The following is a 26,665-nucleotide window of genomic DNA, read 5'->3' as shown; positions in this document are numbered from 1 at the left end:
GGCGTCAGCACAGTCTCGGATCACCACCTTTTCCGGGCCGCTGTCCTCCACAGACGGGTTGAGTCGAGGACTCCCCTTGGCAACGACCCCCTTCGCACGGTCCTGTCTCATCATGTAACGCAGGAGCTGCAGCGCCGCACCAGACGCATGCGTTCCCAGTCCGGGATGGCTCGCGTCCGAGGTCTTCGCGGCCACGCCAAGGTCATCCCACATCGCCCGGTAGGCAGCGAGGGCCCCAGCAGCCTCCGTGACGTGAGTACGCGACGGAGCCACATCTCGCGATGCCCCAGGCAGCGGTTGGGCGCCTGATGGGCCCTTCGTGCAGCCCGCCAGCAACAGCCCCGCGACCAACACGCTCGCCTCTGCCAGTACCTCGCCCCGCCGTCGCGCCCTCATGATCCCCCACGTTCCGTCACCCACCACACCCGGGTAACCACTCTGAGCTACTGGATGTGACTGGGTTACCCGGCGTTCCTCCCGCCAACCACGACAGGAGAGTGAATTCCGTCCAGCTCCCGGCTCGTCACTTGCGCCCGCTGCTTGGGTAACCGGCCTCACAAACGAAAGGTGGCGGCCATCGCCCTAATGAGCGACGACCACCACTTTCAAAGAGCTCATCTGCAAGCCCGATAAACTGCCCTCACTGGGTTGATGCCGACACCGCGAACCACGCCGTTTTCGTACGCTCTCCACCCCGGAACCCCCAAAATCCGTTGGAGAGTTCGTGGACGATGTGCAGACCTCGCCCTCGCTCGGACAGCACCGCGCACAGGGCATCCAAACCACCGCCGCGACTTTCGCTATTCGGGGCGTACGGAGCCGCTACCGGGAAGGTGGGAATATCCGGGATCCGCGGATCGTGGTCCTCCACTTCACAGAAGATCTCCTCTGCGATACGACGTAGGCGCATCTCGTAGGGTCCCGTTGCATACCTCGTTGCGTTCGTCACGAGCTCCGAGACTGCCAGTACCGCATCGGTGATCGCCTCGTCGTCGAGACGGAGTTCGACGAGGGCGCAGCGGAGTGCGATACGTGCTTGCGCAGGCGCGTTAGGGGTACTTCTCACCCAACGCCACACCACGTACGGGGTGTCACCCACACCGCGGTGCGCGCTCATCGCAGTCCTCCCCGGGCTGCGTGCCGCCCGCGAAGGACGCGGCGGTGACGGCCACGCCCGGGACGTACACAATCTCGCGTCTCACACAGAGCGTACGGGTAAGCCACCGTCACACATGGCAGCAAAGCCCCAACGGTGAAAATGAGCATTGCCACTACAGAGACCTCCGGGCGATAGCGGTTGAGACACGACCACCACACCGCTACTCACCCAAGAGCGGAATACCCATCTCGTGAATTATTTCAATAACTCTCACCGCGACATGCGACAATCAATGAACGACTTCCAGAGGCTCGTTCGATTCATCGCGAGGTCCGCTTGAAATATTGCTCTAACGAAACCGAGAGCCAACACGCCTTCGGCGGCCCAGGTCGTTGACGCACCTCTACTTCCCGCAATTACGGCATGGATGCCGCTCGTGCGCCGGGTCGCCCTCGGATCCATGGGTCATCAGGTCTGGCTGCTGCGAGTCGCCGTCGGCCCCAAAGCCGCGGCCAATGCGACCCAGGCGGCCTTGGTCCCGCAGTCCGTCACGCGGAACCCCCACTGTCCCTGGGCCAACTCGTTCACGATCCGCAGACCCCGTCCCCGCTCTGAGAGCGGCCCGCTCACTCCCGCAGTCGTGACAACTGTCCACGAGGATGCGGAGGCGAAGTAGAGGTCCGTGGGGAGGAGAGGATCCCCGTCGTGGATCTCGCAGATGTACCTCCCGGCGGCCGAGCGCAGGTGCAGCTCGTATGGACCGCATGCGTGCTCGTGCGCGTTCGCCACAAGCTCCGATACTGCCAGGACTCCGTCATCGATGGCTTCACCGGGCAGACCAAGGTCCTTGAGAACGCGTCGCAGAACCGTGCGTGCTTCACCCGTCGGGTTAGTGGTGTGGTCGCTCCAGCGATATACGAGGCCCAGAGTGGCGGACGGCGCACTGATCATCGGACGGCGAACCTCCTGTGATGACGTCAGTTCCCTTCCCCCGGAGCTCCGATGTGATCGGGTGTGCATGCGGCAGGACATCGCCGGGAGGCGTATCGCCGCAGAAGTCACCCTGTTTTTTATATGCGTACGGACCCGGGAGGATCGTGGCTCCAGCCCCGGCCACGAGGCGGTCGCGAGTCACACATTCAAAGATGGCCGCTGGTGCCCCTGACGCTCATGGGCGTTTATGAGCGCGGGGTGCGCGAGTGGTCGGCTCAGATTGTCGCCCCGCCGTGTCAACGGCCTTCGGCTCCGCCTGCCTGGTCGCTGAGAGCATGGACATGTGAGTGCTGACGTGTTGGGGTGCTGGACGCCGGATCGCCCCGAGGATGTGGCCGCAGTGTTCGCCAAGGCGGACTTCCCATGGTGGATCGCGGGCGGGTACGCGATCGAACTCGCGGTCGGCCGTGAACTGCGCCCGCACGGTGATCTCGACGTCCTGGTCCTGCGCCGCGACCAGGCTCTCGTACGTGATGTCCTAGGTGGCTGGGACCTGCATGTGGCGGACCCGCCCGGCCAAGGCGAGTTGCGACCGTGGCATCCCGGAGAGGTCCTTCCGCCGCCGCTCCACGACATCTGGTGCCGTCGCACGCCGGAGACTCCCTGGGCTATCCAGCTCATGCTGGACGAGGCCGTGGGCGCCCAGTGGGTGTCGCGGCGCCACCCCGCGATCCGGCTCCCGGTCGACCGGCTCGGGCGCACGAGCGAGTCGGGAATCCCGTATCTCGCGCCCGAGGTGCAGCTCTTCTACAAGGCGAAGGCAGCCAGGGACAAGGACGAGACCGACTTCCAAGCGGTGCTGCCGCTCCTTGACGTTCCGGCACGCGCCTGGCTGGCTGACGCGATCAAGATGATCGCGCCCGGCCACCCCTGGATTCGCCAGCTCCTGCCGGTCAGCCGAATGTGAGCAGCGGGACGTCGTAGAGGTCGGGATTGCGAGGCCGGGTCATGCTGGGCGACGTGACCTCCACAATCAGCAGTTCGCTGAGGAACTGGACCTTGGCGCTCAGGAGGTGACTCGTCCTGCCATCGGCCGACTGGGCCTTGAGTCCGGCGGAGACGTGGATGTGCGGGAGTATCCCGCCGGTGGCAGGGTCGTGGGCGAGGGTGCCGGCGCCGAACGCCTCGACGTTGGTGACGTACGTCTTGGCCCAGACCGGTGCGTCCGGATCCGGGAGCTTCTCGCAGGCGCCTACGATCTCGGCCTCCGCGAAGGCTCCGATGAACGAGGGGATGTAGCCCTGCCGTACACCGTTGTCCCGGCAGAAGGTGGACAGCGCCTCAAAGAAGTCCTCCCCGTGGTCGAAGGTGACGCCGAAGGTACGGCCTACGGTCAGCTCGTGAGCACGCATGTGCGGGTGTCTCCTGAAGAGGTGGGGTCAGCTAATGGAGGCGGTGGTGAAGGTCTCGCGGATCGCCGCGCCGTCGGCGCCCTGGGCGAGCAGGGCGTGCAGCAGAAGCCGCGCCTGGTACGGGCCGAGGTCTCCGGCGCCGATGAGTCCTCGTCCGAGGAGGTCCTTCTCGGAGCCGGAGAAGCCGTATGTGTCGGACAGGACAGGTCCGTTGCCGATGCGGGAGGCCAGAACCACGGGGATGCTGGACGCGAGTTTGGTGAGCCCTTCGACGAGACGCTCCGGGACGTGTCCGACGCCGAAGGCCGCGACCACGAGTCCGTCGCAGTTGCCGTCCCACAGGTCGAGCAAGGCGCCGTCGTCGCCGAAGGTGACGGTGTAAAACCCTACGCGCGCCTCGCGAGTGGGGGCGTCGGCCAGCGGTGCGCGGTGGGGCAAGCCGCCCACCAACCTCACGCGGTTCTCCGCGATCCGCGCGATCGGGCCGCTTGCTGGTGAAGTGAAGGCGGCGGGGCTGGTGGTGTGGGACTTGCGTACGGTCCGGGCCGAGTGGATCTCGTCGCCGAGTACGACGAGGCAGCCGGCGCCCCCGAGGGCGGGGGCGGCGGCGGCCAGGACTGCGGCGTGGAGGTTGGCCGGGCCGTCGGCGCCGGGAAGGGTGGGGTTGCGCATCGCGCCGGTAACGACGACCGGCTGTTCGTGGTCGTGGTGGATGTCGAGGAGGAAGGCCGTCTCTTCGATGGTGTCGGTGCCCTGGGTGATGACGACGCCGTCGATGTCTCCGGCCGCCAATTCCGCCGTGATCGCGGCCGACAGTTCGGTGAGGTCCTCGAAGGTCAGGGAGGCGCCGGGCAGACGTCGGAAGTCCCGCACCTTGAGGCCGATGCCGCTCGTGGCCAGGGCGGGTACCGCGGCGAGGAGTTCGTGGGCTGAGAGCGCGGGTACGACGCCCCCGGTGGTGGGATCCGTGGTCATGGCGATCGTGCCGCCGAGGGAGAAGACCGCCACGTTCCTGATCGACTCCGTCATATCCCCTGCTCCCCTGTCCGGACGCCGCCGAGCGCGGCTTCACGAGTGGTTCACGCAGGCTATCGGGTAGGCACCGTCCGGGTGCGCGGAATGATCATCAGCTGCTCGGCCACGAACCGGCAGGCAGCGTCCAGCCCTTCGAGGCCGAGCATCCGGCTGCGCGGCCGTGCGAGCCGTTCCGTACCTACAGCTGAAAGCTGTGCGCAGCGGCGAGCGAGCCATGAGGTGTCGAGGCCGAGGTACTCCGCGGTTGCGACGAGGCGCTGTCCGGCCTGATCGGCCGCCGTGGCCGAGTGGTTGCTGGCGTGGCCGGTCACTTCGGCGAAGGTACGCAGGGTTCCCGGCCGCGCGGTGACCGCGAGGTGGGATTCCCCCTCGGTCCGTACCCATGAGGCGATGACCGCCCGGCGCCCGGGGGAGAGTGCGAAACCGTCGGTGTGAGCGAAGCCTCCGTCGTCGGTCACCCAGGTGCGGATACCGAAGGACTCCATGAGCGCGATGGCGAGGAACAGCAGAACGCGCTCGTATGCGGGCGAGGAGACGACCGCCGTCTCGGGGACGCAGAACCCCCGGCCACCGGCACCGTCTGGTCTTCGGGGTGCCGTTCGTTCGAGGTACTGGTACTTGTGCCGGAAGAACAGCCACGTGGCAGCCTCCTCGCCGCGCTGTTCCCTGGTCCAGAAGACGGGCGAATCGCCCAGGTGGTCGCGGTGGCCCAGGATGTACCGGGCACAGGTCTCCGAACCGATAAGCATCCGGGAGACGTCGGTCAGGGCTTGATCGGCGGCGACCGACGAGCCTGGCAAGGCGGTGAGCGACGCCAGCGCCATGGGCAGTACCCGGTCGTCACCGAGGAGTGCCGCCTCGAATCCCGACACGGCCCACAGGATGCCGTAGGTCAGATCGTCCAGTTCGTACGCGGCGGGGACGTCGACCGGGGCGGAGGCGGCGGTGCGTGCGCCAATCGGTCGGGCGTCGGAGACGAACTGCCGTGTCGTGCCGTCCACGGTGCGATTGGCGACGATCAGCGCGCGCATGGGCATGGTGCGCCAGGCAACCAACTCCGGACGGGAGTCGAGCATCAGGCTGTCCCCGAGGAAGGAGGCCGCGGGAAGAGTCAGCACGGGAAGCGCCGTCGTCGAGATGGACCGGCCGGCGGGTAACAGAAGCTGTCCGGGCCCCTCGGGCAGCACCGCGTACCCCTGGGCTCGGGTGTCCGCAGTTCCGGGCCGGCCCTGTGACTCCGGGACATACGGATCGGCCGTGGGCAGTAGGCCGAGCAGCTCCTCTGGAACTCCGAGGGCGTCGGTCCACTGGACGAACTGGCGTCGGTCACGGATCTGCTTGAGCCCGCGTTCGAGTCTGCTGACCTCGGCTTGGTCGATGTTGACCATCCGTGCCACGCCGGCCTGGGAGAGGCCGGTGTGCTTCCTGAACAGCTTGACGACGTTACCGAGTTCCCAGGCAGCCAAGGCTCGCCGGACCGTCGGATCGCGCCAGAAGGCGGGGTCCGCCCGTCGTGCTGAAGATCCGACCTGACACGAGGCGCATCTGGTACCGGCGTTAAAGCGGCTGAGAAGGGCACCGCAGCGCGTACACCGCCGCTGTCCGCTGTCGACCATGGTCGGCATTCTCCCGCGCCACGCGAACGATCGGGCGCCTTACGCGGACAGAGCTCATAAATGCTCATAAGCGGGAGCCTCCGTGACGGTCATCGTGGAGGACACCACCGATCGGAGCTGCATGCCGCGGCTCCCCAGACGTGAGGATCCGACCTGTGACCTCCTTGAACCTGCCTTCCCGGCCGCCCGGTTCGCCGCCGCTGGCCTATGCCTGGCAGACGCTGGCGGACGGGCTGCTGACACAGCGGCTCCACCTCCATCTCGACGAATGGCGGACCGTCGTCGCCGAGGGGGCGGCACTCCCGGACATGCCCGGCACCGACGTGTTCGCGCTGACCGAGCGCCCGTCTCCGCTGCCGGGGGACTGCGACTCCCTGCTGGCACTGCTGAAGCGGGCCGAGCTGGACTTCTGGTGGGAACTGCCCTGGCGGTACGGATCGGAGCCGCGGGACCGGCGAGGAGTGCTTCAGCGCGCCGCCGACGCCGCCCAGGACGTCCTCGCGGGTCAGTCCGGCGGGACCTGGTCTGAAGCCGTGACCTCCGTCAGCGGTGCCGCCGCTTGGTGGGTGGGCTTCTTCACCGTCATCCGCCACCGCGGGGTGCACCACATCACGCTGGAGCCGCACCCGGACCCGCTCCATGAGCAGGCGCTGACCACCGCGGTGCGCGTCGTCGCCCACGGCATGGTCATGCGGGTGCTGGAGGCAGCGCTGCGTGATTCCGACGACGACCCGGCGCTCCGCGCCGCGTACTGCCGGGCCATCGAGGCCGGCATCCATGTGGAGCCGGAGCTTCCTGGCCTCATCGACGAGTTGGCGGAGCTGCGTCTCGTGGACCTGGTCTCCACGACCGCCCGTTGGCGGGGGCGTTTCACCAAGTACGCCGGTGGCACTGGAGCGGGGCAGGTCGAATGAACCAGCGCTATCCGTTCATCGTCGTCGAGGGACTCGACGGCACCGGGAAGACGACACTACGCAAGGGCCTGTTCCGGCTCTGGGAGGGGCTCTACGGCGTCACCCCGTTGTGCGTGCTCACCACCAACTTCCTCGCCCCCTACCAGGCGGCTGCCATCGTCAGCGGCAAGTACCAGCCGGACGTCGCGAACCGCGACTCCTACCTGTCCGCGATCACAGCGGACAAGCAGGCCACGCTGGAACGCCTCGTGCTCCCCCAGCGGCTGGTCCGCCCCGTGATCGCGGACCGCTGGCTGCTCAGCGAACTGGCCTTCTTCTCCGTCAAGCACAGCATGAAGGTGTCGGAGACGTACGAGGCGCTGGCCACGCGTCTCACCGTGGCACCCGATCTCACGCTCGTCCTGGACCTGGAAACCGACGCCTCGATGAGCCGCGCGCAGGCTAGGCAGGGAGACGCCGTCCGGGCCGACTGGGACGTGCACGACGTCCAGAGCCGAGTTCGCGAGACCTACGAGGCCGTGGTCACGAAGCCCGGTGAGTTTCCGCTCCTTGGCGACGTGGTCCGTCTGGACGCCCGCCGGCCCCGCTCCGAGGTGCTACTCGCTGCCTGGGACGTGCTGCGCGAACGGCAGCTGGTGCCGCCGCTCGCCGCCCGCAGGGAAGGAGGTGAGACCCATGCCTGACGGCACCAAGGGGATGCGTCTGCGCGACGCCCTCGATCACATCCAACGGAACCACCCGCTGCTGGCGATCGGCGCGGTGAACGCGCTCGCCGCGCATGTCGCGGCGGAGGCCGGCTTCGACGCCCTGTGGGTGAGCGGCCTGGAGGTGTCCGCGGCCTCCGGGCTGCCCGACGCCAACGTCCTGGGCCCAAGGGACCTGGCCGACGTTGTCGCCTCGCTCGGCCGTGTCACCGATCTGCCCGTCATCGTGGACATAGACAACGCGGGCGGTTCGGTGCGGACCGCGGAGCGGTTCGCCTACGACCTGCTGCGAACCGGCGCCGCGGCGGTGTGCATCGAGGACAGCGCGTACCCGAAGTGCAACAGCTTCGCGGCCCACCGGGCCCAGGCTCTCGCCGACCGGGACCTGCTGTGCGAACAGGTCGAGCGCGTCCGGAAGGTCGTCGGCGACGACCTCATGGTGGTGGCCCGCACCGAGGCTCTGATCGCCGGTGAGGACCTGGACATGGCGATCAGCAGGGCCGAGGTGTACAGCGCGGCCGGAGCTGACGCGGTGCTCATCCACTCCAAGGACGCGACGGGGGCGGAGGCACGGGCCATCGGACAGGCGTGGAACCACGGTGTTCCGCTGGTGAGCGTGCCGACAGCCTTCCCCGATCTCAGCGCCTCCGAGCTCGGAGAGGCCGGCTTCCGCCTCTGCATCTACGCGAACCAGCTCAGCCGCGCGGCCCTCGCGGGGATGCGCGTCGCTGCCCGCCAGTTCCAGCGCGGAGGGAGTTTCCGCTCCACCGTCGCGGGGTCTCTCGCGGAGGTCGGCGACCTGATGCGTGTCGGGGAGCCGGAGGCGCTGTCATGCGTCTGATACCCGAGCTGCCCCGGATCAGCGTCAGCGTGAAGGCCACGATCGTGCGCGATGGCGCGGTCCTCCTGCTGTCTTACGACGACGAGTCCGGCTTCCACTACAACCTCCCGGGCGGCAAGGCTCAGGTCGGAGAGGACCTGCGCCAGGCTGTGACGCGCAAGGTCGCCCAGGAGACAGGTCTCCAGGTCGTGGCGCGCCGTCTGCTGTGCGTCGTCGAGTACGTCCCCGACTCGTGGAAGGGCGAGTTCGGGGGCGTACAGAAGGTTCAGTTCAACTTCCTCGCCGAGCAGGTGGACGACGCCGAACCGCGTGTGCCGGACCCGCCGGAGCCCGACCAGGTGGGCGTCGAGTGGATTCCGCTGGAACGTCTGGGCGACGTGTACCTGCTGCCCCGGATCAACCGCCCGCTGCTGGCGGCGCTGAGCGGGGAGCTCGCCGACCCCTTCGTGGACAGGTGGTGACCTTCATGGATCCGACGCTGAAGCATCTGCGGGACTGGCTGCTGCGGGAGCACTCCGGGACAGTCAGTGCCGACCGGCTCCGCGTGATCGCGGACGAGCTCGCCGCCCTGACCGCCCGCGGCCTGCCGGGAGCAGTCGTCGAGCTCGGCAGTTACCGGGGCGCCATGGCCCTGTGGGTCCGAAGCGTGCTGGACTCACTAGGCGACCGCGACCGCGAGATCCACGTCTACGACTCCTTCCAGGGCATGCCCGTGCCCGGAGTCGAGGATTCTGACCACCTGGCGGCCGGCGAGCTACGGTCGTCCCCGGACGACGTGCGGACGACGCATGACGCCTGGGGCAGGCCAACACCTGTCATCCATCCAGGTTGGTTCGACGAGACACTTCCCGCGGAACTGCCCGACGCGATCGCGTTCGCCTACCTGGACGGCGACTTCTACGCGTCGACCCTCACAGGGCTCACGCACTGCGTCCCGCGCCTGGTGCCGACGGGCGTGTTGCTGGTCGACGACTACGCGGACACGGTGGTGAATCCGCGGGCCTGGGACGGTCTCCCCGGGGTGAAGCGCGCCTGCGACGGGTACTTCGGCGTGCCGTCGCCCGTGAGCGTCGTCGTCGGCGGCGAGGGTGATCTGGCCTTCGGCCGGTACGAGAAGCCGGAGTCCCTCGGATGAGTTCTGTCCTCGTGGTGCGCGGGGCAGCGGACGCGGGTGCGGTCCGCCGGGAGCTGTCCGGCGTCCTAGTGCACGATCTGCTGGACCTGAACTTGCCTCTGCCGGCCGACACGGCCGTGGTCGTCCTGCGTTCCGGTGTCCGACTCGGCGAGCGGGAGCTCGACGCGCTACCTCGCCTGCGACACGTCGTACGGACCGGCTCCGGCATCGACCACATCGACGTGAGCGCCCTCCAGCGCCGTGGGATCACGCTGCACCGCAACGCCGACGCCGGCGCAGCCGCCGTGGGCGAGTGGGTCCTCGCCTCTGCTCTAGCCCTGGCCCGGCGGATCCCTCTGGGACAGCACGCGCTTCTGCTCGGCCGCCACGAGAAGGAGGCGTGCATGGGAGTGCCGCTCGGCACCCTGGCCGCTGGCGTCTGGGGCGCAGGCCCGGTTGGGCTGGCAGCCGGCCGGGGCCTCGCCCCGCATGTGGCGCGCACAGCCTACGCCGCGTGGCCGTCGAACCCTCCCGGTCTGCGGGAGCTGTCGCAGGCGGCGCTCATGGAGCAGTCGCAGGTACACGTGATCGCTCTGCCGCTGCGGGCCACGACCCGGCAATTCATCGGCGAGGAGTTCCTGACACGAGTGTCTCCGTATCGGCCTCTGCTGATCTGCGCAGGGCGACTGGAGACCCTCGATGTCGCCGCCTGCCTGCAGGCGTTGGCGGACGGCGGACTCTCGGGTCTCGCCTTGGACCCGGTCGAACTGGAGCATCTCCCCCTCCTCGCCGGCTCTACGGCGCCGCTCAACCTCCTGGTCTCGCCCCACATTGGCGCCCAACGGGCGGACGTACGCGGCGCGCTCGACCGATGGGCCATCGATCTCCTCAGGGCAATCACCGCTGACGACAAGACCCTGATCGAAGGAGGCCGCCGGTGAACCCATCGGCACAGCTGCGACGGGAGATCGCTGGCAGAGTCGCCCGGAAGTTGCTCGTCTCCGGCAAGGCTCGCGAGGTCTGGCTGGAGGGGGCCCTCGCCTGCGGCTTCGCCCACGCGGCCAGCGACATCGACCTGCGCGGCATCGTGGACGGCGACCTTCCGGTGTGGGAGTCGCGCGTCGTGGACGGCGTCCGTGTCGACCTCCACGCGACGGCGCCGGAGCGGACGGAGGAACTCCGCTACCTGCTCCGGTCCTTCGACATCCGCCGCGACGACCTCGGATCGTTCCGCCGGGTACGCGCCTCGATGCACGACCTCATGTGCCTGCGTACCGCCCTCTCCTACGGCTCCGAGGGCTGGCGGTCGGTTCTCGACGCCGGAGAGCGCCAAGGCTACCGGCGCTGGGCCATCGCCGACCAAGCCGAGGTCGCGGCGAGTCTCGCCGAGGACCTGACAGGTCTCGTCGAGGACGGCTTGGCCGAACCCGTCCACGTTGTGTGCCGGAAGCTGGAGACCTGCCTCACCGCGCTCGAGTGCGCGGCGGCCGGGCATCCGGTCCTGGGCGAGAAGTGGCTGCCGCTGCTCGCCAGCGCCTCGCGCTCACCGTCGCATGCCCCGATTGGCACGGCCCGCGCGGAGACATGGGAATGGTTCCGCCCGGTTCAGCAGCGCGTGACCAGAGCGCTCCTGAGCTGCTGGCCCATTGACGACCTGGTGCAGGACCCGCCCGATCTGGCCGCGCCTGACGCCGGCTGGCTGCCCCAGCGGTACACCGACGGATGGTTCCTGCGCCGAGGCGACGTCCGCCTCACCGTCACCGGCGGACAGCTCCTCGGGTGGCTGTCTGCGGTCTCCACCGATGGCGCGTAGAAAGCGCCCTTCCTCCTCGGGAGTCCCTCTGATGCCCGTCACCCGCACCTCACCAACCGACCTGGAGAGTGTCTACGCCCCGCTGTCGAGCACCGGGCCGGACACGGCGGTCTCCGTCATCCTGAAGCTCCGCGGAGAGACCTGCGACATCGACTGCCTGTACTGCTTCGAGAAGCGCAAGGAGTCACCGGGCGGCGCCCGCATCAACGCGGCGCAGGTCCACCGCCTCGGCGCGATCTTCTCCGGACGTCCGCTCAGCGTCGAACTCCACGGCGGAGAACCCCTGACCGCTGGCCGAGAACGGGTCGCCGGAATCCTGGACGCACTCGCCGCACACCCGAACGTCATCCGCGTGAGCCTCCAGACCAACGGCCTCCAACTCGACGACACCTGGCTGGACCTGTTCGACCGGCACTACCCGGAGTTGGAGATCGGCATCTCGCTCGACGGCGACGCACTCGGGAACTCCTGGCGCGTCGGCTACGACGGCCGCCCGACGTACCCCCGAGTCGTCGAAGCCCTGAACCTCCTCGGCCGTCGGGACCGCCGAGTCGGCATCATCTGCGCCGTCACCCCGTACGTCCTCGGTCGTGCCTCTGAGGTCATGGAGCATCTGGCCTCCTCCCCCGCCGTGACGACGGTCAACCTGGTGCCGTGCTTCGACGCGACGGTCACCCGGTCGACCGCAGTCGCCGGATCCCGTACGCCGGCCAGCCGCACGCTCCAGCGACGGGCGATCGGCCCCACCGGTCCAGACTGGGCGATCACACCGCAGCAGTACGCCGACTTCGTCCTGGAGACCGCACACCACTGGGTCGCCAGCGGCATGTTCCGCCGTGTCAAGCTGGAGCCCGTCGTCTCAGTCATCCGCCGTCTGAAGGGCTTGCGGCCCCGTTCCTGCCACTTCTCCGACCTGAAGTGCGACCACGTCCTGACTCTCTATCCCGATGACCGCCTGGGGAGTTGCGACGAGTTGCCCTGGCCGCAGGCCGGCCTCGCTTCCCTCGGCGACGTACACACCGAGGCAGACGTCGCTGATGCCCAGGACGGCTCTCCCCTGCTCCGACAGGCACGCTCCCTGGTGACGAGGTGCCTGACCTGCGACTACCGCGATACTTGCGGCGCCGGCTGCCCGGCGGTCCGCCTCCGCTTCGCTGCCGCGGGCGACGAAGACGCTTACTGCGCCCACCGCATGCACCTCATCGACGGCGTCGCCGCCCTGCTCGCCCAGCCGGACCACCCGTCCGGTGCACGCTGTTCCCGGCTGCGCTGGCGGCCCATCCATCCCAACGACATGCACCACGTCGCAGCGTTCCTTGCCCGGTGGGACGACCCCGCCGCCCTCCGCCCACACGCACGCCTTCAGGTCAGCCCTTCTGGTCCCTGTCGGGGAACGCCTTGCCGGCGTGAAAACATGATCGCGGCGCCCGCTCGCCGACTCCGGTTGCTCGTTGGGACACCAAGCCCGTAGGTCAGTCTGGTGCAGGGGCCGCTGCGGGGCCTTGCCTTGTTGCCGTAGAGCACGCCGGTCAGATTTCGTCTTCCCCGTGGCCCCTTGGGGCGGGCGCCGCCTGTACGAACGGAACGAGGGGGAAGGGGCACGCGCCCGTGGCGGAGACGGATGCCGAGGAGAGCGAGCAGGGACCGGAGCTGGTGGAGCGGGTCGCGGCGATCGATATCGCCAAGGCATCCGGGATGGTGTGCACCCGGGTGCCGCACGAGGACAAGCCCGGCCGGAGAGTACAGCGTGTGTGGCACGTGGCCGCGACCAGCGGCGCCATCCTGGATCTCGCGGACCACCTGATATGCCAGGGCGTCACCCGGGTGGTCATGGAAGCGACCTCGACGTACTGGAAGCCGTTCTTCTTTCTCCTGGAGGCGCGGGGGCTTGAATGCTGGCTGGTCAACGCGCGTGACGTGAAGAACGTGCCTGGCCGCCCGAAGACCGACAGGCTCGATGCGGTGTGGCTGGCCAAGCTCGCCGAACGCGGCATGCTCAGAGCCTCGTTCGTGCCGCCAAAGCCGGTGCGGGAGCTGCGGGACCTGACCCGTTCCCGCGCGGTCCTCACCCACGAGCGCACCCGGCACAAGCAGCGCGCGGAGAAGCTCCTGGAGGACGCGCAGATCAAGCTGTCCTCGGTGATCTCCGACATCTTCGGCGTCTCCGGCCGCGCGATGCTCGAGGCGCTGATCGCGGGCGAACGCAGCCCCAGGGCCCTGGCCGACCTGGCACACGGCACCATCAAAGCCAGCCCCCAGGCCCTTCAAGAGGCACTGGCGGGCGGGTTCGAGGAACACCACGCGTTCATGCTGCGGATGCTGCTGGACACCGTCGACTACCTCACCATGCAGATCGACAAGCTCACCGCCCGCATCACCACCCGTCTCACCGAGCTGTCCACGACCCACGACGACAGGGACGGTGACAGGGACGACGACCGGCCCGGTCAGGGCATGCTGATGCCGCTGACCGACGTCGAGCGCCTGGACGAGATCCCCGGGGTGGGACCGGCCACCGCCCAGGTCATCCTCGCCGAGATCGGCACCGACATGAGCGTGTTCCCCACCGCCGACCACCTGGCCTCCTGGGCCCGCCTATCCCCACGCACCTTCCAGTCCGGCCCGAAGAACACCTCCGGACCCGCCGGCAAAGGCAACCCCTGGCTGCGCGGAGCACTCGGCGAAGCCGCCATCTCCGCCGCCCGCACCGACACCTTCCTCGGCGCCCGCTACCGCCGCATCGTCAAACGCCGAGGCCACCTCAAAGCACTGGTCGCCGTCGCCCGCTCCATCCTGGTCACGGTCTGGCACCTCCTGAACGACCCCACCGCCCGCTACCGCGACCTCGGCCCCGACTGGCACACCAAGAACCTCGATCCCGCCCGCAAGACCCGCGACCTCGTCCGCCAGCTCACCGCCCTCGGCCACGACGTCACCCTCACCCCGGCAGGCGCCTGACACACCACCGCACCGCCCCTCAACCCCGTCGGCACAGCCCCAGGGGCCACATCGCCATGCCCGTCGAACCCCCGAGTTTTCCGGTCAGCGCCCACGGCAACATCAACACGGTCGGCCTCCCCGGCGTGCACGAAGCAGACGATCTCGACCCACACCACCCCCAGTGGTCTGAGGGCATCGAGCCCGGCGTCCGCCCTGTCGTCGAAGTACTCACCGCGGGTTGGGGCACGGCCACCTACGACAGCTGCCAGGGCCACGCCTACGACGGCATTCCCGAAGCCGAGCCCCGGTTCCTCTCGGTCGGCGTCCTGCCGCGCGACCGCGCCGAGTACGCACGGACAGCAGCGCGCCTGTGCCGCGCAGCCGGCCGGGCCGAGTCCGCCCTGCCCAGGACGTGCTCGCTGGTCCTCGGCCGCAGCGAGCTCACCTGCCGCACCACCGGCAGGGTGTATCCGACACTCGACCTCCATCTCGCGCCCGCTACCGAGGCCACGTCTACGGAGTACTTCGAGGACCTCGAGCGAGCCGTGAAGGTCCTTACCGAGAGCTTGGCCGAGACGTTCTCCGCGCCGCCGTCCACCGACTGCGGCTGCCCGGCCGACGCCGATCACACCAGCGGGGTCCAGCAGTGATCCACATCGCCGAGACGCTGTCCATCCGTACCGTCGAGGGCTTCCTCACGCCGACCGAGATCGAGCGCCTCAACCGCGTTATGGACGACGCGCTCGGTCCCCTCGGGCGCGACCAGTACGGCACGGCCCGCCGCACCACGATCCACGAGATCCCCGGCCTTTCCCGCGCCCAGGCACAGGAGGTCTACGAACCAGTCGGGCGGGTCGAAATGACCGCAATCCCGTACGAGGCGACCGCCCTCCTCAACCAGGCCCTGAAGCACCACATGGCCGCCGTCACACGCACACTGCCGTCGGTCACCGGCCACCGACCGTGGATCTATCTCGAGTACGCCGCCGGCCAATACATCACCCCGCACGCCGACGGCATCGCCCCCGATCCGCTCGCCCGGCCCCGCCAGATCGCCGCCGCCACGGTCACACTCACCGACACGCACGACACCGGCGGCGCGTTCTACGTCGAGACCTCGGGCAGCGACGCCTCCTGGGCCGCCGACGAGGCGCCGGCCGAGTCGGGCTACGCCCCGGGTATGCGCTTCGTTCATGACGGAACGGACATGTCCTCGCCCTGGTTTCGCGCCATGCCCCGCACCCGATGGAGCGTCACACCCGCTCCCGGAACGCTCGTGGTCTTCGGCAGCCAACTCGTCCACGGCACCGAGCCGGTCCGCACTGGCCGCGTACGCAAGTTCCTCACCCTCTTCGTCTCCGACTAGGGAGTCGCGGCGCCATGACCGGACCTCGAGGCCCGCCCGCACCGGCACTCACCCCAACCCACGGCCCCGATCACGAGGAGAGAGCGAGCAGTGGCAGACGACGAGACGTTCGACGAGTTCCTGGAGGCGGTCGCGTCCCTGCGTGACAGCAACATGGTACGCACGACCGCGCACACCTCCAACGCGGCCACCGAGACCTGGCTCGCCGCCACGGCCGAGCCAAATGACACCAATCCAACCACCACGCCCTGACCGCCACGGGGGCTGGACCAGCCGGGTCCGGCCCCCGTTCCACCCCCTGGAGCCCAGATGAGCATCCTCTCCCCGGAAGCCCTGGTCACCCTCGACGGCATCGCCGACCACCAGCGCGTCCGGACCAGCCGCATCGCCTCCGTACTCGGCAACCGCCTCGGCTCGTCCGCCCTCGACTACGCCGTGGCCCACCACCTACTCGAAGGCGCCGAACAGGCCGCGCGCTCCCGGGACGCTGACCGCCTCGCCTGGTGCCGCAGTACGACGTCGCAAGACCTTACGCACCTGTCCACCGGCTCGCACATCATCCTCAACCCGCGCCCCACGGACCTGCTCCGCTCGGAGATCTCCGAAACCGCCTACTACCTCGTCCGCCCCGACACCAGCCCTGCCCCGTCCGAGGCCCAGACTCTCGTTCGTACCGCTCTTGTGTCCGCCAGCGAACACGGCTTCGGCGCACTGCTCACCCAACACGCCCCCGTCATCTGCCTGCTCAATCACCGCCGCCTCGACGAGACCCTCCACAGCTGGGCACTCACCCGCCTCCCCGGCACCGTCTTCACCGACTACACCGCCCACCCCGAGGTCCTGGCCCGCGACCTGATCCACGAGGCCGCCCACAACTGGCTCAACGACGCCTTGGCCGCGCACGCCGTAAATCTCCCAAGCAACGCCACCTTCTTCTCTCCCTGGCGGGGTACTGACCGTCCCGTCTTCGGCTTCCTCCACGCCTGCTGGGCGTTCTCCCTGATCGTGCTGTACATACGACAGATCCAGCCCGACGCCACAGGCGCTGTCGCCCTCTTCCTGGACGCCTATCTCCGCTGGCAGCAAAGCCAGTTCAACGTTGCCGTAGATTCTTTACCGAACGCGCTCTCGTATGTCTCCTCCGGCGCGCTTCGTGAGTGCATCGGCCGCACCGTCGACGAGGCCATCGGAACCGCATAGAAATTCGCCGAGCGCTCGAACGCCCGTGCGCCTGAGCGCGCTTCTACTCCGCTGCACCAACCGGCGAGCCAGTGAGCCTTTTCCAACCTGGTTGGATGGGTGGGTAGTTGGCTGGAGGGGTGGCGTCCGGACGTGAAGAAGCTCCTGGTAGACGGGTTCACGACCAAGATCGCCTGTCCACCAGGAGCTTCCGCGTGCTTGTCTACCCGTCCGGCGTGGATGTGTCCACCTCGACCCTGCGCTTCCTGTCTGCTCGTCTGCGGGCCCGCCGCCAGGAGCGGGGAACACGCTGGCGCCGGGTGAGCGTGGGGCGTCAGGCCCTGCTCGTCCTCGCGCACCTGCGCTGCGGCCATACCTACGCTCAACTCGCCGTCGGGTTCGGCGTCGGCACCACGACCGCCTACCGGTACATCACCGAGGCCATCGATGTCCTGGCCACTCTCGCACCGACCCTCGCCGAAGCGATGAAGACCGCCTCCACCAAGGCATTCGTGATCCTCGACGGGACGCTGCTGCCGATCGACAGGATCGCCGCCGACCGGCCCTTCTACTCCGGGAAACACAAGAAGCACGGCATGAACGTGCAGGTGATCACCGATCCGGCGGGGCGGCTGCTATGGGCATCGCCCGCACTCCCTGGAGCCGTCCACGACATCAAGGTGTTGATTGCCACTCAGGATGAGCATGGCCGGGGTAGGACGGTGTCATTCCGGTTGAGCATGATGGGCTGATCGTTGCAGGTGGGTTGATCTCCGGGGTGCCGAGGGGCACGGTGACCATGTCTTGATCGGGAAACGGCCCTCCCGTTGTCGTTGGTCGCGAAGCCGGGAGGGCCGTTCGGGTGCGCCCGGAGGCGCTTTGATCACGGTAGAGGCGGACGCCGGTGATGTCGAACGGCGGCTTGTGGCAGGCGAGTTTGAGTGTCCGTCGTGTGGCGGGGTGCTGGCGCCGTGGGGATGGGCCCGGCTGCGGGGGCTGCGCGGGGCGGGTGATGTTCGTCTGGACGTACGGCCGCGCCGCTCCCGGTGCTCGGGTTGTGGGCTGACGCACGTGTTGCTGCCGGTCAGCGGCTTGTCGCGGCGGGCGGATGTGGTCGAGGTGATCGGGGCCGCCCTGGAGATGAAGGCGTCCGGCGCCGGGCACCGCAGGATCGCGGACCTGCTGGGGAGGCCGCGGTCGACGGTGCGGGGGTGGCTGCGCCGGTTCGCTGCCCGGGCGGGGGCGGTGGCCGGGTTCTTCACCTCCCATCTGGTCGCGCTCGCCGATGATCCCTCGGTGGTGCTGCCGGCGCCCGCGGTCTCGGTGTTCGCCGACGCGGTCGCCGCGGTCATCGCCGCCGCGATGGCGGTGCGGGGACGGTTCCCGGTGGTCACCGCGCCGGTTTGGCGGGTGGCCTCGGCTGTGAGCCGTGGCTCGCTGCTGGCGCCTTCCTGGCCGCTGCCGACCAGCTGAAGTCGATCAACACGAGTTGGCCCTGACGGGCTGCGGTGGTGCGGGCCGATGATCGCTCGTTGACATGTCCCGCAGCCTTTTGGAGGTCACCGACGATGGCTCTGGTCGACGAGGAGGAACGCCGGCGGGCCGAGCGGGCCCACCAGGTCGCGCTGTTCCGCTACCAGTTGATCCGCGAGGCGGCCGACCCTGCCCTGAGCCCGTCCCAGCGCGGGGCGATGGTCCGCGAGCTGGCCGCGCGCACGCATACGGACCCGTTCGGCCGGCAGATCACTGTCGGCCGCGGCACCCTGGACCGGTGGCTTCGCAACTGGCGCGAGGGCGGCTTCGACGCCCTGCTGCCGCCGACCAGGCAGGTCACACCGCGAACTCCGGAAGAGGTCCTGGACCTGGCCGCGGCCCTGAAGCGGGAGAACCCGCAGCGCACGACCGCTCAGGTGGTACGCATCCTGACCCAGCATCTGGGCTGGGGCCCGTCCTATCGCACCGTCCACCGCCACCTGGGTCGTCTGGACCTGCTGAACCGCCCGGACGGGCAGGCACCGCCTGCGTTCGGCCGGTTCGAGGCCGACCGCCCCAATGAACTCTGGGTCGGGGACGCCTTGCACGGCCCGAAAATCGCAGGTCGCAAGACGTATCTGTTCGCTTTCGTGGACGATCATTCGAGGGCGGTGGTCGGACACCGCTGGGGCGGTGCCGAGGACAGCGTCCGCCTTGCCGCCGCCCTCCGCCCGGCCCTCGCCGCCCGCGGGGTCCCGGAAGGCGTCTACGTCGACAACGGCTCCGCCTTCGTGGACAAAGCCCTGCTCAGAGCCTGCGCGAGGCTCGGCATCAAGCTGATCCACTCCACCCCGGGCCGCCCCGAAGGACGCGGGAAGATCGAGCGGCTATTTCGAACAGTGCGGGATCAGTTCCTCGTCGAGGTGAACCCGGACGACATCACCGACCTGGCGACGCTGAATCGCCTGTTCACGGCGTGGGTGGAAGGCGTTTATCACCGGGCGGTGCACTCGGAGACCGGGCGGGCGCCAATCGAGCGGTGGCTGGCCGGCTCCCCGTTCCCGCAGCCCACTGCGGCCCAGCTACGGGAGGCTTTCCGCTGGTCCGAGCACCGCACCGTCGCCAAGACCGCGACCGTCTCGCTGCACTCCAACACCTACAACGTCGACGCGGCACTGATCGGCCGGAAGGTCGAGCTGGTCTTCGACCCGTTCGACATGACCGAGATCGAAGTCCGCTTCAACAACCGGCCGTTCGGCCTCGCCGTCCCACACAAGGTCACCCGGCACGCGCACCCCAAGGCCAAGCCGGAGATCCCCGAGGCGCCGCCGGCCCCGTCCACCGGCATCGACTACCTCCGCCTGATCGACACCGCCCGCACGAACGAACTCGGACAGAAGATCAACTACACCGCCCTGCTGCCCGACCAGACCGGCGAGGGCCGGTGACCGGCATCGGCGGCAATCCGGTCCAGGAACGCATCTGGGACCTGGAGGACGCCGAGGCCGCCGCCCGCCGACTGCGGGACAGGGCCCTTGACCTCGCCCTTCGCCAGACCACCGGCCGAGGCGGCCGGCCGCTGTCCGCACTGGCGAAGCGGGCGGTCTTCCTCGCACTGGCCCTGCACCATCGCGCCGAGCAGGCAGCCCGCGACCTCGAAGACTTCATCGACCACCTGGAAGAAGGACCACGTTGATCGACAAGATCCAGGGCTACTACGGGTTCACGGCCATGCCGTTCGGCAAGGACCTGGCCCCCGGGATGCTGCACCGCCATTCCTCGCACGCCCAGGCCGCGGCACGCATCACCTGGTGCATCGGCGAACGCTGCCTCGGCGTGATCACTGAGGTTGAACTCGCGATAGCGGGCGGGGTGGTCATGGCGGTTCGATGAACAGGCCGGTCTCGGCGAGGCAGCCGTCAAGCAGGTGCGGGCGGTACTGGATCTTCTTCAGCTTGCGCTTCATGACGCGGACGAGGTGATCGAGGTTGGCGGCGGCGAAGTTCTCCAGCGACCGTTTGAGCAGCGACCACACTCCCTCGGCCGGGTTGAGGTCGGGAGCGTAGGAGGGCAGCTGGAACACCCTCAGCCACTCTTCGTTCTCCGCGATGAAGTCCGCGAGCTCGCCGGTCAGGTGGACATTCAGGTTGTCCCACACCCACACGATCGGGGTGCCGAGCTGGTGGTGCGCGAGCACGATCAGCTCGCGGTAGTCCCTCCAGGCGAAGCTCTTGCGCTCGCCCTTGCGTCCGCGCCAGACGTGCAGCCGGTAGAAGAAGTGCGGCCGGGCACCGGGCTTGAAGCACACGACGCCGGCCACCGAGGCCCGGCCCCGGTTGCTGCCGCGTACCCGCATCACCGGGGTCTGGCCGCGCGGCGCCCAGGTACGTCCCTTCGGCGGCCTCAGCCCCTGGCCCGCTTCGTCCTCGAAGCAGATGTAGGCGCCCAGGTCCGCCGCGGCACTTTTACCCGCGGCCACACCTCGTCCTTCCATACCTCGACCGCCTCGTCGTCCCGCTCGATCGCCCGGTGAGCGGGCACCTGCGCGGACCATCCGTGCCGCCGCAGCAGTTTCCACACACCCTGCACGGTGTAGCCGACGTGGAACATCCGCCCGATCAGCGTCTTGATCCGCACCAGTGTCCAGCCCTGGCCCTCGTCCCAGCCGTGCGCCAGCGGTCCCCGTGCCAGCTCCCGCTCCAGACGCTCCCACTGCCGGGGCGAGAGCCGCTCCACCGACATCGGCCCCTTGGAGCGCAGGGCGTTCAGGCCGCCCTCGCGCCAGGACCGGCGCCACTTCTCTACCTGCCGCTTGCCGACCCGTAACCCGGCCGCGATCTCAGCGGTCTTCTCACCCCGCCCGAACCGCGCGCCTGCCTCCAACCGCACCCGTTCCCGGGCCTGTTGCCCCTTCGGCGTCAGCCCGCCTCCCTGCGCGTACCTCATGAACACGGCATACCGCAGGGATCACGAACTGTCACGACCAGCCGTCATCGCGAGTTCAACCTCAGCACCGGCGAGGTCGGCGCCGGGAAGACCGTCGCCGTCCGCGCGGCCCTCGACGCCCTCGACCACCCCCGACACACCGTCATCTACCTCCCCAACCCCGCCGTCGGGGTCGCCGGCATCCACCAGGCCATCGTCACCCGCCTCGGCGGCGTCCCCAAACCCCACCGCTCCACCCTGATCCCGCAGGCCGCAGACGCACCGGCCACCGAGCACGCCGAACGCGGCCGCGTCCCCGTCCTGGTCATCGACGAAGCCCACCTCCTCGATCACGAACAGCTCGAGGCCGTGCGGATGCTCACGAACCACGACATGGACTCGACCAGCCCGCTGGCCTGCCTGCTCGTCGGGCAGCCCACCCTGCGCCGCAACATCAAACTCGGCATGCTGGCCGCCCTCGACCAGCGGATCGCGATCCGCTACAACATGCCGCCCATGACCGGCGAGGAGACCACCAGCTACCTCGCCCACCACCTCGCCCTCGCAGGACGCTCCGACACCCTCTTCTCCGACGACGCGATCACCCTCATCCACGACACCGCCCGCGGCTACCCCCGCGCCGTCAACAACCTCGCCGTCCAAGCCCTGCTGTCCGCCTACGCCGACAACAAGTCCATCGTCGACGAATCCTCCGCCCGCGCCGCCGTCGCCGAAGTCACCGAGGAATAACCACCACCGCGACCGGCACCCCGACCATCTCAGAGGGCGATAAGAGCCAACTAGCCCTGGTTTGCGTGGCCAGTCGGAGAGCCCGCAGGCGGACTTACCGGACAGAACCCCCTCCAGAAAGGCGGGGAGTCAGCGGTCGAAGCCCGCCGACGAGGCCCTCCGCGTGGATTCCGCGGCAGGCAGCCCGCCACCGGGTGGAGCGGATCGGCATTAAACGTGGGGAACTGGCTCTTATCGCCCTCTCAGTGACACCGTGACCATCAAATGCCCTGCCGGACGCAGTCCGGCAGGGCATTCTCATCGCCCCACATGCTCACCCTGAGTGGCAACTCCATGCTCATCTTGAATGGCACCCAACACAAGGCCGCGCGAACACACGGCATCATCGACGCCCTGGAGGAAGCCGGCGTGGAGTGCTGCGCCGACAAGGCCTACCGGGGCGCCGGCGACGCCATACGAGTGCCCTACTGGGGTCGCTGGGAGACGCTCTCCGCAGGTCAGCAGGCCGCCAACCGCTCGCACGCGAAGATCCGCGCGCTCGTCGAGCAAGCCATGGCCACCCTCAAGACCTGGCGGCTCCTGCGCAAGCTGCGATGCTCCACCACCCGCATCACCACCCTCGTTCAAGCCGTCCTCACCCTGCACCTGACCAGCTCAAACTGAGGTTGGAAAAGACTCAGTGAACCCTGGCCCTGGTCAGGCAGAGGTTTCCTGACCATCCATGAGGTCCTGGATAGCGGCCAAGATTCCCTCCGTCGCTCCGGGTTCGGCGGCCAGGGCGGTTAGAGAGACTGACGGCCAACCCTTATAGCCCTTCTCCCGTTGCACCACCAGCTTCTTCTCCAGCTCGGAAAGAGTCGGCAACGACTCACCGAACGCGGCCGCCCGGTCGCAGCCGAGGTGGTGGGTGATCGATCCGAAGCTGAAGGCGAGTTCCTCCTTCGCGGGATTGTCATACAGGGATAGCGTCCAGATCGGCACATGCCGACCGGCGACGGGATAGTAGACGGACATGCTCGGGTATTTGGCCGTACCACCCTCCAACCGACCCTTGGCTACAGCGTGATCAAGAAGCGCGGTCGCGATTCGCCTATGTTCCGGGACGAGGCGCGTCCGTATCGCCGCGTCCATCTCGTAACGCGTGGTCCGCTGTGTGGCGAGACGGCTGGATGGGGACTTCGCCACCATGGCGACCTCCCCATGGATGCGGGGGACGAGGACGCGGAGGTCTCCGTCGCCACGGTACTGGGTCAGCTCGACCGCGTACACGTCCGTCTGCCGCATCTGCCGGTTCAGGAACTCGACGATCGTCCTCAGCTCCAGCGGGATCCGGTCCGCAACGAACAACAGCCGCATCCGCCCGGCGGCCAGCCGCTCCTCGACCATTGTCCAGAACTCCACCGGGGAGCGGTCGCCGAGCAAGTCCCCATACGACTCCTCCAGTGGTCGGCCGTCCGCAGCGCAGGTCTCCTCGAAAGAGCGTTGAAGGAGCGCTCCAGGCCAGTGGCGCGCTCCGTTCGCGGCGTAGTCCAGCATCTGCCCCACCACCTCGCGGCGGATGCGTGTATCGCTCGCCCGCTTGACCTCCACCAGCGTCGGTACCCCGTCGGCGTCGACGAAAAGGTGGTCCAGCCAGTACGCCGGACCGGTCTCCGCACTCGTCGGCACCCCCATCTCCCGCGCTACCAGCACCAACCGCAAGGGCTGACCATCGGCCAGCGAGCCGAAATCCAGCACCCTCGGGTGGCGTGCGAGGAGTTCCTGGAACTCCGCCTCAGTCTCGAACGCGGCCGGTTCCAGCGCCTGCAGATCGCTCCCAAGAACGAATACCGACTGATCAGTCACTTGCTACCCCACCCCTGTGCCCCGAGACCGTGGCCAATGATCGTTTCCACATCGATTGATACCGGAAGCCACCGACAACAGCCACACATCGGAGGTGATGGGAATAGCCGCAGCATCCACACGCCGCGTTGCGATGGCGGCGACTACGCCGTCAACCGCCTGATCCCTATCGAGTTGACAGCCGACGGGCTGGAGGCGATGCCGACGACCTCCGCCTGCCCCCACGCTTCGAGCTTCGGGCCGTCTGTACCAGGGTGACCTGCGAGAACAAGAACAGAGTGTCAGAAGCGAGGTCGAAGCCATCCTTCAGAAGGACCGTAGAGACGACCTTGGAAGGCTGGAAGTTCCGCAGCCCGCGCCCCTGCCGGGCAGCTACCACCTCCTCGGCGAACCGTTCCCTCTCCTCTGGGGAGTTCCGCAGAGTTTGTACGGCTACGAGCACCTGGCTGAGAGATGGCTCAGCGCGTCGGAACCTTGGGCGCGCTTCACCGTGACCAGTACATTGTCCGGGCTCAGCAGGTCGCAGATCTCCACGCCGTTCCCGCGGTGCAGCGCGGTCTGCCGCTCTACGCCGACCCGATGAGCCGCGGCCACTCCCCATCCCGGACCGCCTCCGCCGCCACGCGCACCGCCTGCTCCACGCTGATCCGCTACGGGCAGGCAGCCGGTTCCGGAATGCTGCTGGACGACCCCGCAGAACTCGCCGACGTCATACGGGCTGCGAGGAAGATCCATGACGATCGTCGCCTCCTGCTCGAACACCCAGCCCCGACCACACATTGACCAGGGAGATCATCCACATGCCCCGAGCACCCTTCCAGATCCTCGTCGTCCCCTTCCGCCGCTCCGGCGACCAGTTCGAGTTCGCCGTCCTGCGACGCGAGGACATGAACGTATGGCAGGCCGTCGCCGGCGGCGGCGAGGACACCGAGACCCCTGCTCAGGCCGCACAGCGCGAGGCTGGCGAGGAACTCGGCCTCAATCGCCCCGCACCGCTCTACCCGCTGCAGACCACGGCCAGCGTCCCGGCCCGCTTCTTCGCCGACCGCACCCACTGGCCGGCCGGAACCTACGTCATCCCGGAACACTCCTTCGCCGTCGACCTCACCGGAGTCGACGCTGTCATCTCCCATGAGCACACCGCGCTGCAGTGGCTCGGATACGACGCCGCCCTCGACGTCCTGCGCTTCGACAGCAACCGAACGGCGCTCGGCGAGCTCCACGAACGTCTCCTGGCCGCTGACCTCCCTGAACCGGTCAAGTGATCCGCCCATGGCCACCGTTGGACCTGCCGCAACGGCTCCGCACCGCATCGCGATACTCGGCCAGGGGTATATCGGCCTCCCCCTGGCCATCCGGGCCGCGGAGGCCGGTTACCGCGTCGTCGGCTTCGACACCGACGACGTACGGCTGAAATGTCTCCAAGCCGGGCAGTCACCGAGCCCGGACGTCCCCGACTGCGAGCGCACCTCCGCGCTGGAGTATGGCACCTACACCCCGACCGGGGACCAAGCCGACCTGGCTGGGTTCGACATCGCGATCATCGCGGTGCCGACCCCTCTCCGTGACGGCTCCCCCGACCTCTCCGCCGTCGAGCACGCCGCCCGTCTCCTGGCACCGCACCTGCGCCCCGGCTGCACGGTGGTCCTGGAGTCCACCACCTATCCCGGCACCACCGAAGATCTCCTGCGACCCCTGCTGGAGTCCGCCTCCGGTCTGAGCGCTGGAGCCGATTTCCACCTCGGGTACAGCCCCGAACGCATCGACCCCGGAAACCGGACATGGACTCTCCGCAACACCCCCAAGATCGTGTCCGGTGTCGACGCGCCCTCGCTGAAGGCCATCGCCGCCTTCTACCGCGACCTCGTCGACACCGTCGTCGAAGTCACCTCCGTACGCGACGCCCAACTCGCCAAACTCCTGGAGAACACCTTTCGCCAGGTCAACATCGCCCTGGTCAACGAAATCTCCCTCCACGCCCGGCACCTCGGCACCTCGGCACCGACATCCGGACAGCCCTCGACGCCGCCGCCACCAAACCCTTCGGCTTCATGCGCTTCGACCCCGGCCCCGGCGTAGGCGGACACTGCCTCCCGGTCGACCCGGCCTACCTCTCCTGGGAGATCCGCCGACGCACCGGCACCCCCCTGCACCTCGTCGAAACCGCCAACCAGATCAACAACTCCATGCCCACCCACGTCGTACACCGGCTCACGCAAGCCCTCAACACCCGCGGCCTCCCGGTCAACGAGTCACACGTTCTCCTCCTCGGCATCGCCTACAAGCCCGACACCGGCGATACGCGACACTCCCCGGCCATCACGATCGCCCAGAACCTGACTGCCCTCGGCGCACGGATCCGAGTCGTCGACCCGCACGTCAACGAGCCTTTCAGCCTGGATCCCCGCACTGTCCTCCCGCGGCTCACCAAGACCAGCCTGAAAGCAGCCGACGCCGTGGTCCTGTTGACCGACCACACAGCCTTCGGCCTCCCCCTCATCGAACAGCACGCGCCCTACGTCCTGGACTGCCGAGCGCGCCTCAAGGGACCGAACGTTGAGCACCTGTAACCACGCCGCCGCCTGCTCGACGCGAGGCCTCACCTTGCAGGGGCCTCCCGCCTGTGCAGGCTGCTACTGAGTGGTCGGCAGTGTGATGCCGTATGCCACCCGTCACTTGCCCTCGCCACTGACCGGCCGACAGCGA

At 68.4% G+C, this 26,665-nt stretch carries 32 protein-coding genes and 2 pseudogenes; 24 read left to right on the top strand and 10 right to left on the bottom strand.

Annotated elements, in window-relative coordinates:
• Window positions 1–640 precede the first annotated feature (640 nt).
• Window positions 641–1,117, bottom strand: coding sequence for an ATP-binding protein (locus V1460_RS06120; RefSeq protein ID WP_338672598.1), 477 nt, complete (start codon window positions 1,115–1,117; stop codon window positions 641–643).
• A 450-nt stretch (window positions 1,118–1,567) separates the two neighbouring features.
• Window positions 1,568–2,050, bottom strand: coding sequence for an ATP-binding protein (locus V1460_RS06115; protein ID WP_338672597.1), 483 nt, complete (start codon window positions 2,048–2,050; stop codon window positions 1,568–1,570).
• Window positions 2,051–2,375: 325 nt separating this feature from the next.
• Between V1460_RS06115 and V1460_RS06110 the strand changes: the two genes are divergently transcribed.
• The gene (locus V1460_RS06110) at window positions 2,376–2,999 is read left to right on the top strand and encodes a nucleotidyltransferase domain-containing protein (RefSeq protein ID WP_338672596.1); all 624 of its coding nucleotides are present in this window, start codon (window positions 2,376–2,378) and stop codon (window positions 2,997–2,999) included.
• On the opposite strand, the gene V1460_RS06105 is transcribed toward V1460_RS06110, so the two are convergent.
• The 3 genes from V1460_RS06105 to V1460_RS06095 are packed head-to-tail and all read right to left on the bottom strand — an operon-like array spanning window position 2,986 to window position 5,945.
• A complete protein-coding gene (locus V1460_RS06105) occupies window positions 2,986–3,444 on the bottom strand; it encodes a PCC domain-containing protein (protein ID WP_338672595.1) in 459 nt (152 codons plus the stop codon). The two genes, V1460_RS06110 and V1460_RS06105, sit on opposite strands and share 14 nt — an antisense overlap.
• Before the next feature lie 27 nt (window positions 3,445–3,471).
• Window positions 3,472–4,473 (bottom strand): asparaginase, encoded by a 1,002-nt coding sequence (locus tag V1460_RS06100; RefSeq protein WP_338672594.1) that lies wholly within the window; start codon window positions 4,471–4,473, stop codon window positions 3,472–3,474.
• A gap of 59 nt (window positions 4,474–4,532) precedes the next feature.
• On the bottom strand, window positions 4,533–5,945 hold the full coding sequence (locus tag V1460_RS06095) for a helix-turn-helix transcriptional regulator (protein WP_338672593.1): 1,413 nt from the start codon (window positions 5,943–5,945) through the stop codon (window positions 4,533–4,535).
• Between the two features lie 305 nt (window positions 5,946–6,250).
• Between V1460_RS06095 and V1460_RS06090 the strand changes: the two genes are divergently transcribed.
• From V1460_RS06090 to V1460_RS06005, 18 genes and pseudogenes are all read left to right on the top strand, one after another.
• Window positions 6,251–7,009 (top strand): hypothetical protein, encoded by a 759-nt coding sequence (locus V1460_RS06090; protein ID WP_338672592.1) that lies wholly within the window; start codon window positions 6,251–6,253, stop codon window positions 7,007–7,009.
• The gene (locus tag V1460_RS06085) at window positions 7,006–7,692 is read left to right on the top strand and encodes a dTMP kinase (protein WP_338672591.1); all 687 of its coding nucleotides are present in this window, start codon (window positions 7,006–7,008) and stop codon (window positions 7,690–7,692) included. Before V1460_RS06090 ends, V1460_RS06085 begins: the two co-directional genes overlap by 4 nt.
• The gene (locus V1460_RS06080; RefSeq protein WP_338672590.1) at window positions 7,685–8,554 is read left to right on the top strand and encodes an isocitrate lyase/phosphoenolpyruvate mutase family protein; all 870 of its coding nucleotides are present in this window, start codon (window positions 7,685–7,687) and stop codon (window positions 8,552–8,554) included. Before V1460_RS06085 ends, V1460_RS06080 begins: the two co-directional genes overlap by 8 nt.
• Window positions 8,545–9,015 carry an NUDIX domain-containing protein gene (locus V1460_RS06075; RefSeq protein ID WP_338672589.1) on the top strand — a complete coding sequence of 157 codons (471 nt, stop codon included), beginning with the start codon at window positions 8,545–8,547 and terminating at the stop codon, window positions 9,013–9,015. The genes V1460_RS06080 and V1460_RS06075 overlap by 10 nt, the downstream gene beginning before the upstream one ends.
• A 5-nt stretch (window positions 9,016–9,020) precedes the next feature.
• Window positions 9,021–9,689, top strand: a complete 669-nt coding sequence (locus V1460_RS06070; RefSeq protein ID WP_338672588.1) for a TylF/MycF/NovP-related O-methyltransferase — start codon at window positions 9,021–9,023, stop codon at window positions 9,687–9,689.
• Window positions 9,686–10,609 (top strand): NAD(P)-dependent oxidoreductase, encoded by a 924-nt coding sequence (locus tag V1460_RS06065; protein ID WP_338672587.1) that lies wholly within the window; start codon window positions 9,686–9,688, stop codon window positions 10,607–10,609. Before V1460_RS06070 ends, V1460_RS06065 begins: the two co-directional genes overlap by 4 nt.
• Window positions 10,606–11,481 carry a hypothetical protein gene (locus tag V1460_RS06060; protein ID WP_338672586.1) on the top strand — a complete coding sequence of 292 codons (876 nt, stop codon included), beginning with the start codon at window positions 10,606–10,608 and terminating at the stop codon, window positions 11,479–11,481. Before V1460_RS06065 ends, V1460_RS06060 begins: the two co-directional genes overlap by 4 nt.
• Window positions 11,482–11,512: 31 nt before the next feature.
• Complete coding sequence (locus tag V1460_RS06055) at window positions 11,513–12,952, top strand: radical SAM protein (RefSeq protein WP_338672585.1); 1,440 nt, start codon at window positions 11,513–11,515, stop codon at window positions 12,950–12,952.
• A gap of 137 nt (window positions 12,953–13,089) precedes the next feature.
• Window positions 13,090–14,439, top strand: coding sequence for an IS110 family transposase (locus V1460_RS06050; protein ID WP_338671540.1), 1,350 nt, complete (start codon window positions 13,090–13,092; stop codon window positions 14,437–14,439).
• 56 nt (window positions 14,440–14,495) lie between these two features.
• The gene (locus V1460_RS06045) at window positions 14,496–15,071 is read left to right on the top strand and encodes a hypothetical protein (RefSeq protein ID WP_338672584.1); all 576 of its coding nucleotides are present in this window, start codon (window positions 14,496–14,498) and stop codon (window positions 15,069–15,071) included.
• Complete coding sequence (locus V1460_RS06040) at window positions 15,068–15,787, top strand: 2OG-Fe(II) oxygenase (RefSeq protein WP_338672583.1); 720 nt, start codon at window positions 15,068–15,070, stop codon at window positions 15,785–15,787. The genes V1460_RS06045 and V1460_RS06040 overlap by 4 nt, the downstream gene beginning before the upstream one ends.
• 90 nt (window positions 15,788–15,877) lie before the next feature.
• On the top strand, window positions 15,878–16,039 hold the full coding sequence (locus V1460_RS06035) for a hypothetical protein (RefSeq protein ID WP_338672582.1): 162 nt from the start codon (window positions 15,878–15,880) through the stop codon (window positions 16,037–16,039).
• A 57-nt stretch (window positions 16,040–16,096) separates the two neighbouring features.
• Window positions 16,097–16,987 (top strand): aKG-HExxH-type peptide beta-hydroxylase, encoded by an 891-nt coding sequence (locus tag V1460_RS06030; RefSeq protein ID WP_338672581.1) that lies wholly within the window; start codon window positions 16,097–16,099, stop codon window positions 16,985–16,987.
• 194 nt (window positions 16,988–17,181) lie between these two features.
• Window positions 17,182–17,676: pseudogene (locus V1460_RS06025) on the top strand (transposase family protein); the annotation flags it as partial.
• Window positions 17,677–18,037: 361 nt separating this feature from the next.
• Window positions 18,038–18,439, top strand: coding sequence for a helix-turn-helix domain-containing protein (locus tag V1460_RS06020; RefSeq protein WP_338672579.1), 402 nt, complete (start codon window positions 18,038–18,040; stop codon window positions 18,437–18,439).
• Window positions 18,440–18,534: 95 nt separating this feature from the next.
• Window positions 18,535–19,887 carry a DDE-type integrase/transposase/recombinase gene (locus V1460_RS06015; protein ID WP_338672578.1) on the top strand — a complete coding sequence of 451 codons (1,353 nt, stop codon included), beginning with the start codon at window positions 18,535–18,537 and terminating at the stop codon, window positions 19,885–19,887.
• Window positions 19,884–20,135, top strand: a complete 252-nt coding sequence (locus V1460_RS06010; RefSeq protein WP_338672577.1) for a hypothetical protein — start codon at window positions 19,884–19,886, stop codon at window positions 20,133–20,135. The genes V1460_RS06015 and V1460_RS06010 overlap by 4 nt, the downstream gene beginning before the upstream one ends.
• Entirely contained in the window at window positions 20,132–20,332 is a 201-nt protein-coding gene (locus V1460_RS06005; RefSeq protein WP_338672576.1) for a hypothetical protein, read from the top strand. The genes V1460_RS06010 and V1460_RS06005 overlap by 4 nt, the downstream gene beginning before the upstream one ends.
• Here V1460_RS06005 and V1460_RS06000 read toward each other — a convergent pair.
• Window positions 20,316–20,933 (bottom strand): transposase, encoded by a 618-nt coding sequence (locus V1460_RS06000; RefSeq protein WP_338671433.1) that lies wholly within the window; start codon window positions 20,931–20,933, stop codon window positions 20,316–20,318. The two genes, V1460_RS06005 and V1460_RS06000, sit on opposite strands and share 17 nt — an antisense overlap.
• On the bottom strand, window positions 20,843–21,385 hold the full coding sequence (locus V1460_RS05995; RefSeq protein WP_338672575.1) for a winged helix-turn-helix domain-containing protein: 543 nt from the start codon (window positions 21,383–21,385) through the stop codon (window positions 20,843–20,845). The genes V1460_RS06000 and V1460_RS05995 overlap by 91 nt, the downstream gene beginning before the upstream one ends.
• Here V1460_RS05995 and V1460_RS05990 point away from each other — a divergent pair.
• Together V1460_RS05990 and V1460_RS05985 are read left to right on the top strand one after the other, a co-directional pair.
• A complete protein-coding gene (locus V1460_RS05990; RefSeq protein WP_338672574.1) occupies window positions 21,344–22,114 on the top strand; it encodes an AAA family ATPase in 771 nt (256 codons plus the stop codon). The genes V1460_RS05995 and V1460_RS05990 overlap by 42 nt on opposite strands.
• A 360-nt stretch (window positions 22,115–22,474) precedes the next feature.
• Window positions 22,475–22,777 (top strand): annotated as a pseudogene (locus V1460_RS05985) (transposase family protein); the annotation flags it as partial.
• Between the two features lie 33 nt (window positions 22,778–22,810).
• Here V1460_RS05985 and V1460_RS05980 read toward each other — a convergent pair.
• The 3 genes from V1460_RS05980 to V1460_RS05970 form a co-directional block, all read right to left on the bottom strand.
• Window positions 22,811–23,959, bottom strand: coding sequence for a hypothetical protein (locus V1460_RS05980; protein WP_338672573.1), 1,149 nt, complete (start codon window positions 23,957–23,959; stop codon window positions 22,811–22,813).
• Window positions 23,960–24,125: 166 nt separating this feature from the next.
• Window positions 24,126–24,401 carry a DUF6119 family protein gene (locus V1460_RS05975; RefSeq protein WP_338672572.1) on the bottom strand — a complete coding sequence of 92 codons (276 nt, stop codon included), beginning with the start codon at window positions 24,399–24,401 and terminating at the stop codon, window positions 24,126–24,128.
• Window positions 24,392–24,694 (bottom strand): DUF6119 family protein, encoded by a 303-nt coding sequence (locus tag V1460_RS05970; RefSeq protein ID WP_338672571.1) that lies wholly within the window; start codon window positions 24,692–24,694, stop codon window positions 24,392–24,394. Before V1460_RS05970 ends, V1460_RS05975 begins: the two co-directional genes overlap by 10 nt.
• Before the next feature lie 65 nt (window positions 24,695–24,759).
• Between V1460_RS05970 and V1460_RS05965 the strand changes: the two genes are divergently transcribed.
• Genes V1460_RS05965 through V1460_RS05955 form a run of 3 tightly spaced genes read left to right on the top strand, consistent with a single transcriptional unit; the run spans window position 24,760 to window position 26,529 of the window.
• Entirely contained in the window at window positions 24,760–25,224 is a 465-nt protein-coding gene (locus V1460_RS05965; protein WP_338672570.1) for an NUDIX pyrophosphatase, read from the top strand.
• Between the two features lie 7 nt (window positions 25,225–25,231).
• Window positions 25,232–26,038 (top strand): nucleotide sugar dehydrogenase, encoded by an 807-nt coding sequence (locus V1460_RS05960; RefSeq protein WP_338672569.1) that lies wholly within the window; start codon window positions 25,232–25,234, stop codon window positions 26,036–26,038.
• Window positions 26,011–26,529, top strand: coding sequence for a UDP binding domain-containing protein (locus tag V1460_RS05955; protein WP_338672568.1), 519 nt, complete (start codon window positions 26,011–26,013; stop codon window positions 26,527–26,529). The genes V1460_RS05960 and V1460_RS05955 overlap by 28 nt, the downstream gene beginning before the upstream one ends.
• The last annotated feature ends 136 nt before the right edge of the window (window positions 26,530–26,665 follow it).

The organism is Streptomyces sp. SCSIO 30461, from assembly GCF_037023745.1.
GTDB lineage: Bacteria > Actinomycetota > Actinomycetes > Streptomycetales > Streptomycetaceae > Streptomyces.
The sequence above is the reverse complement of the archived record's forward strand: the minus strand, read 5'-3'. Positions and strand labels throughout refer to the sequence as shown.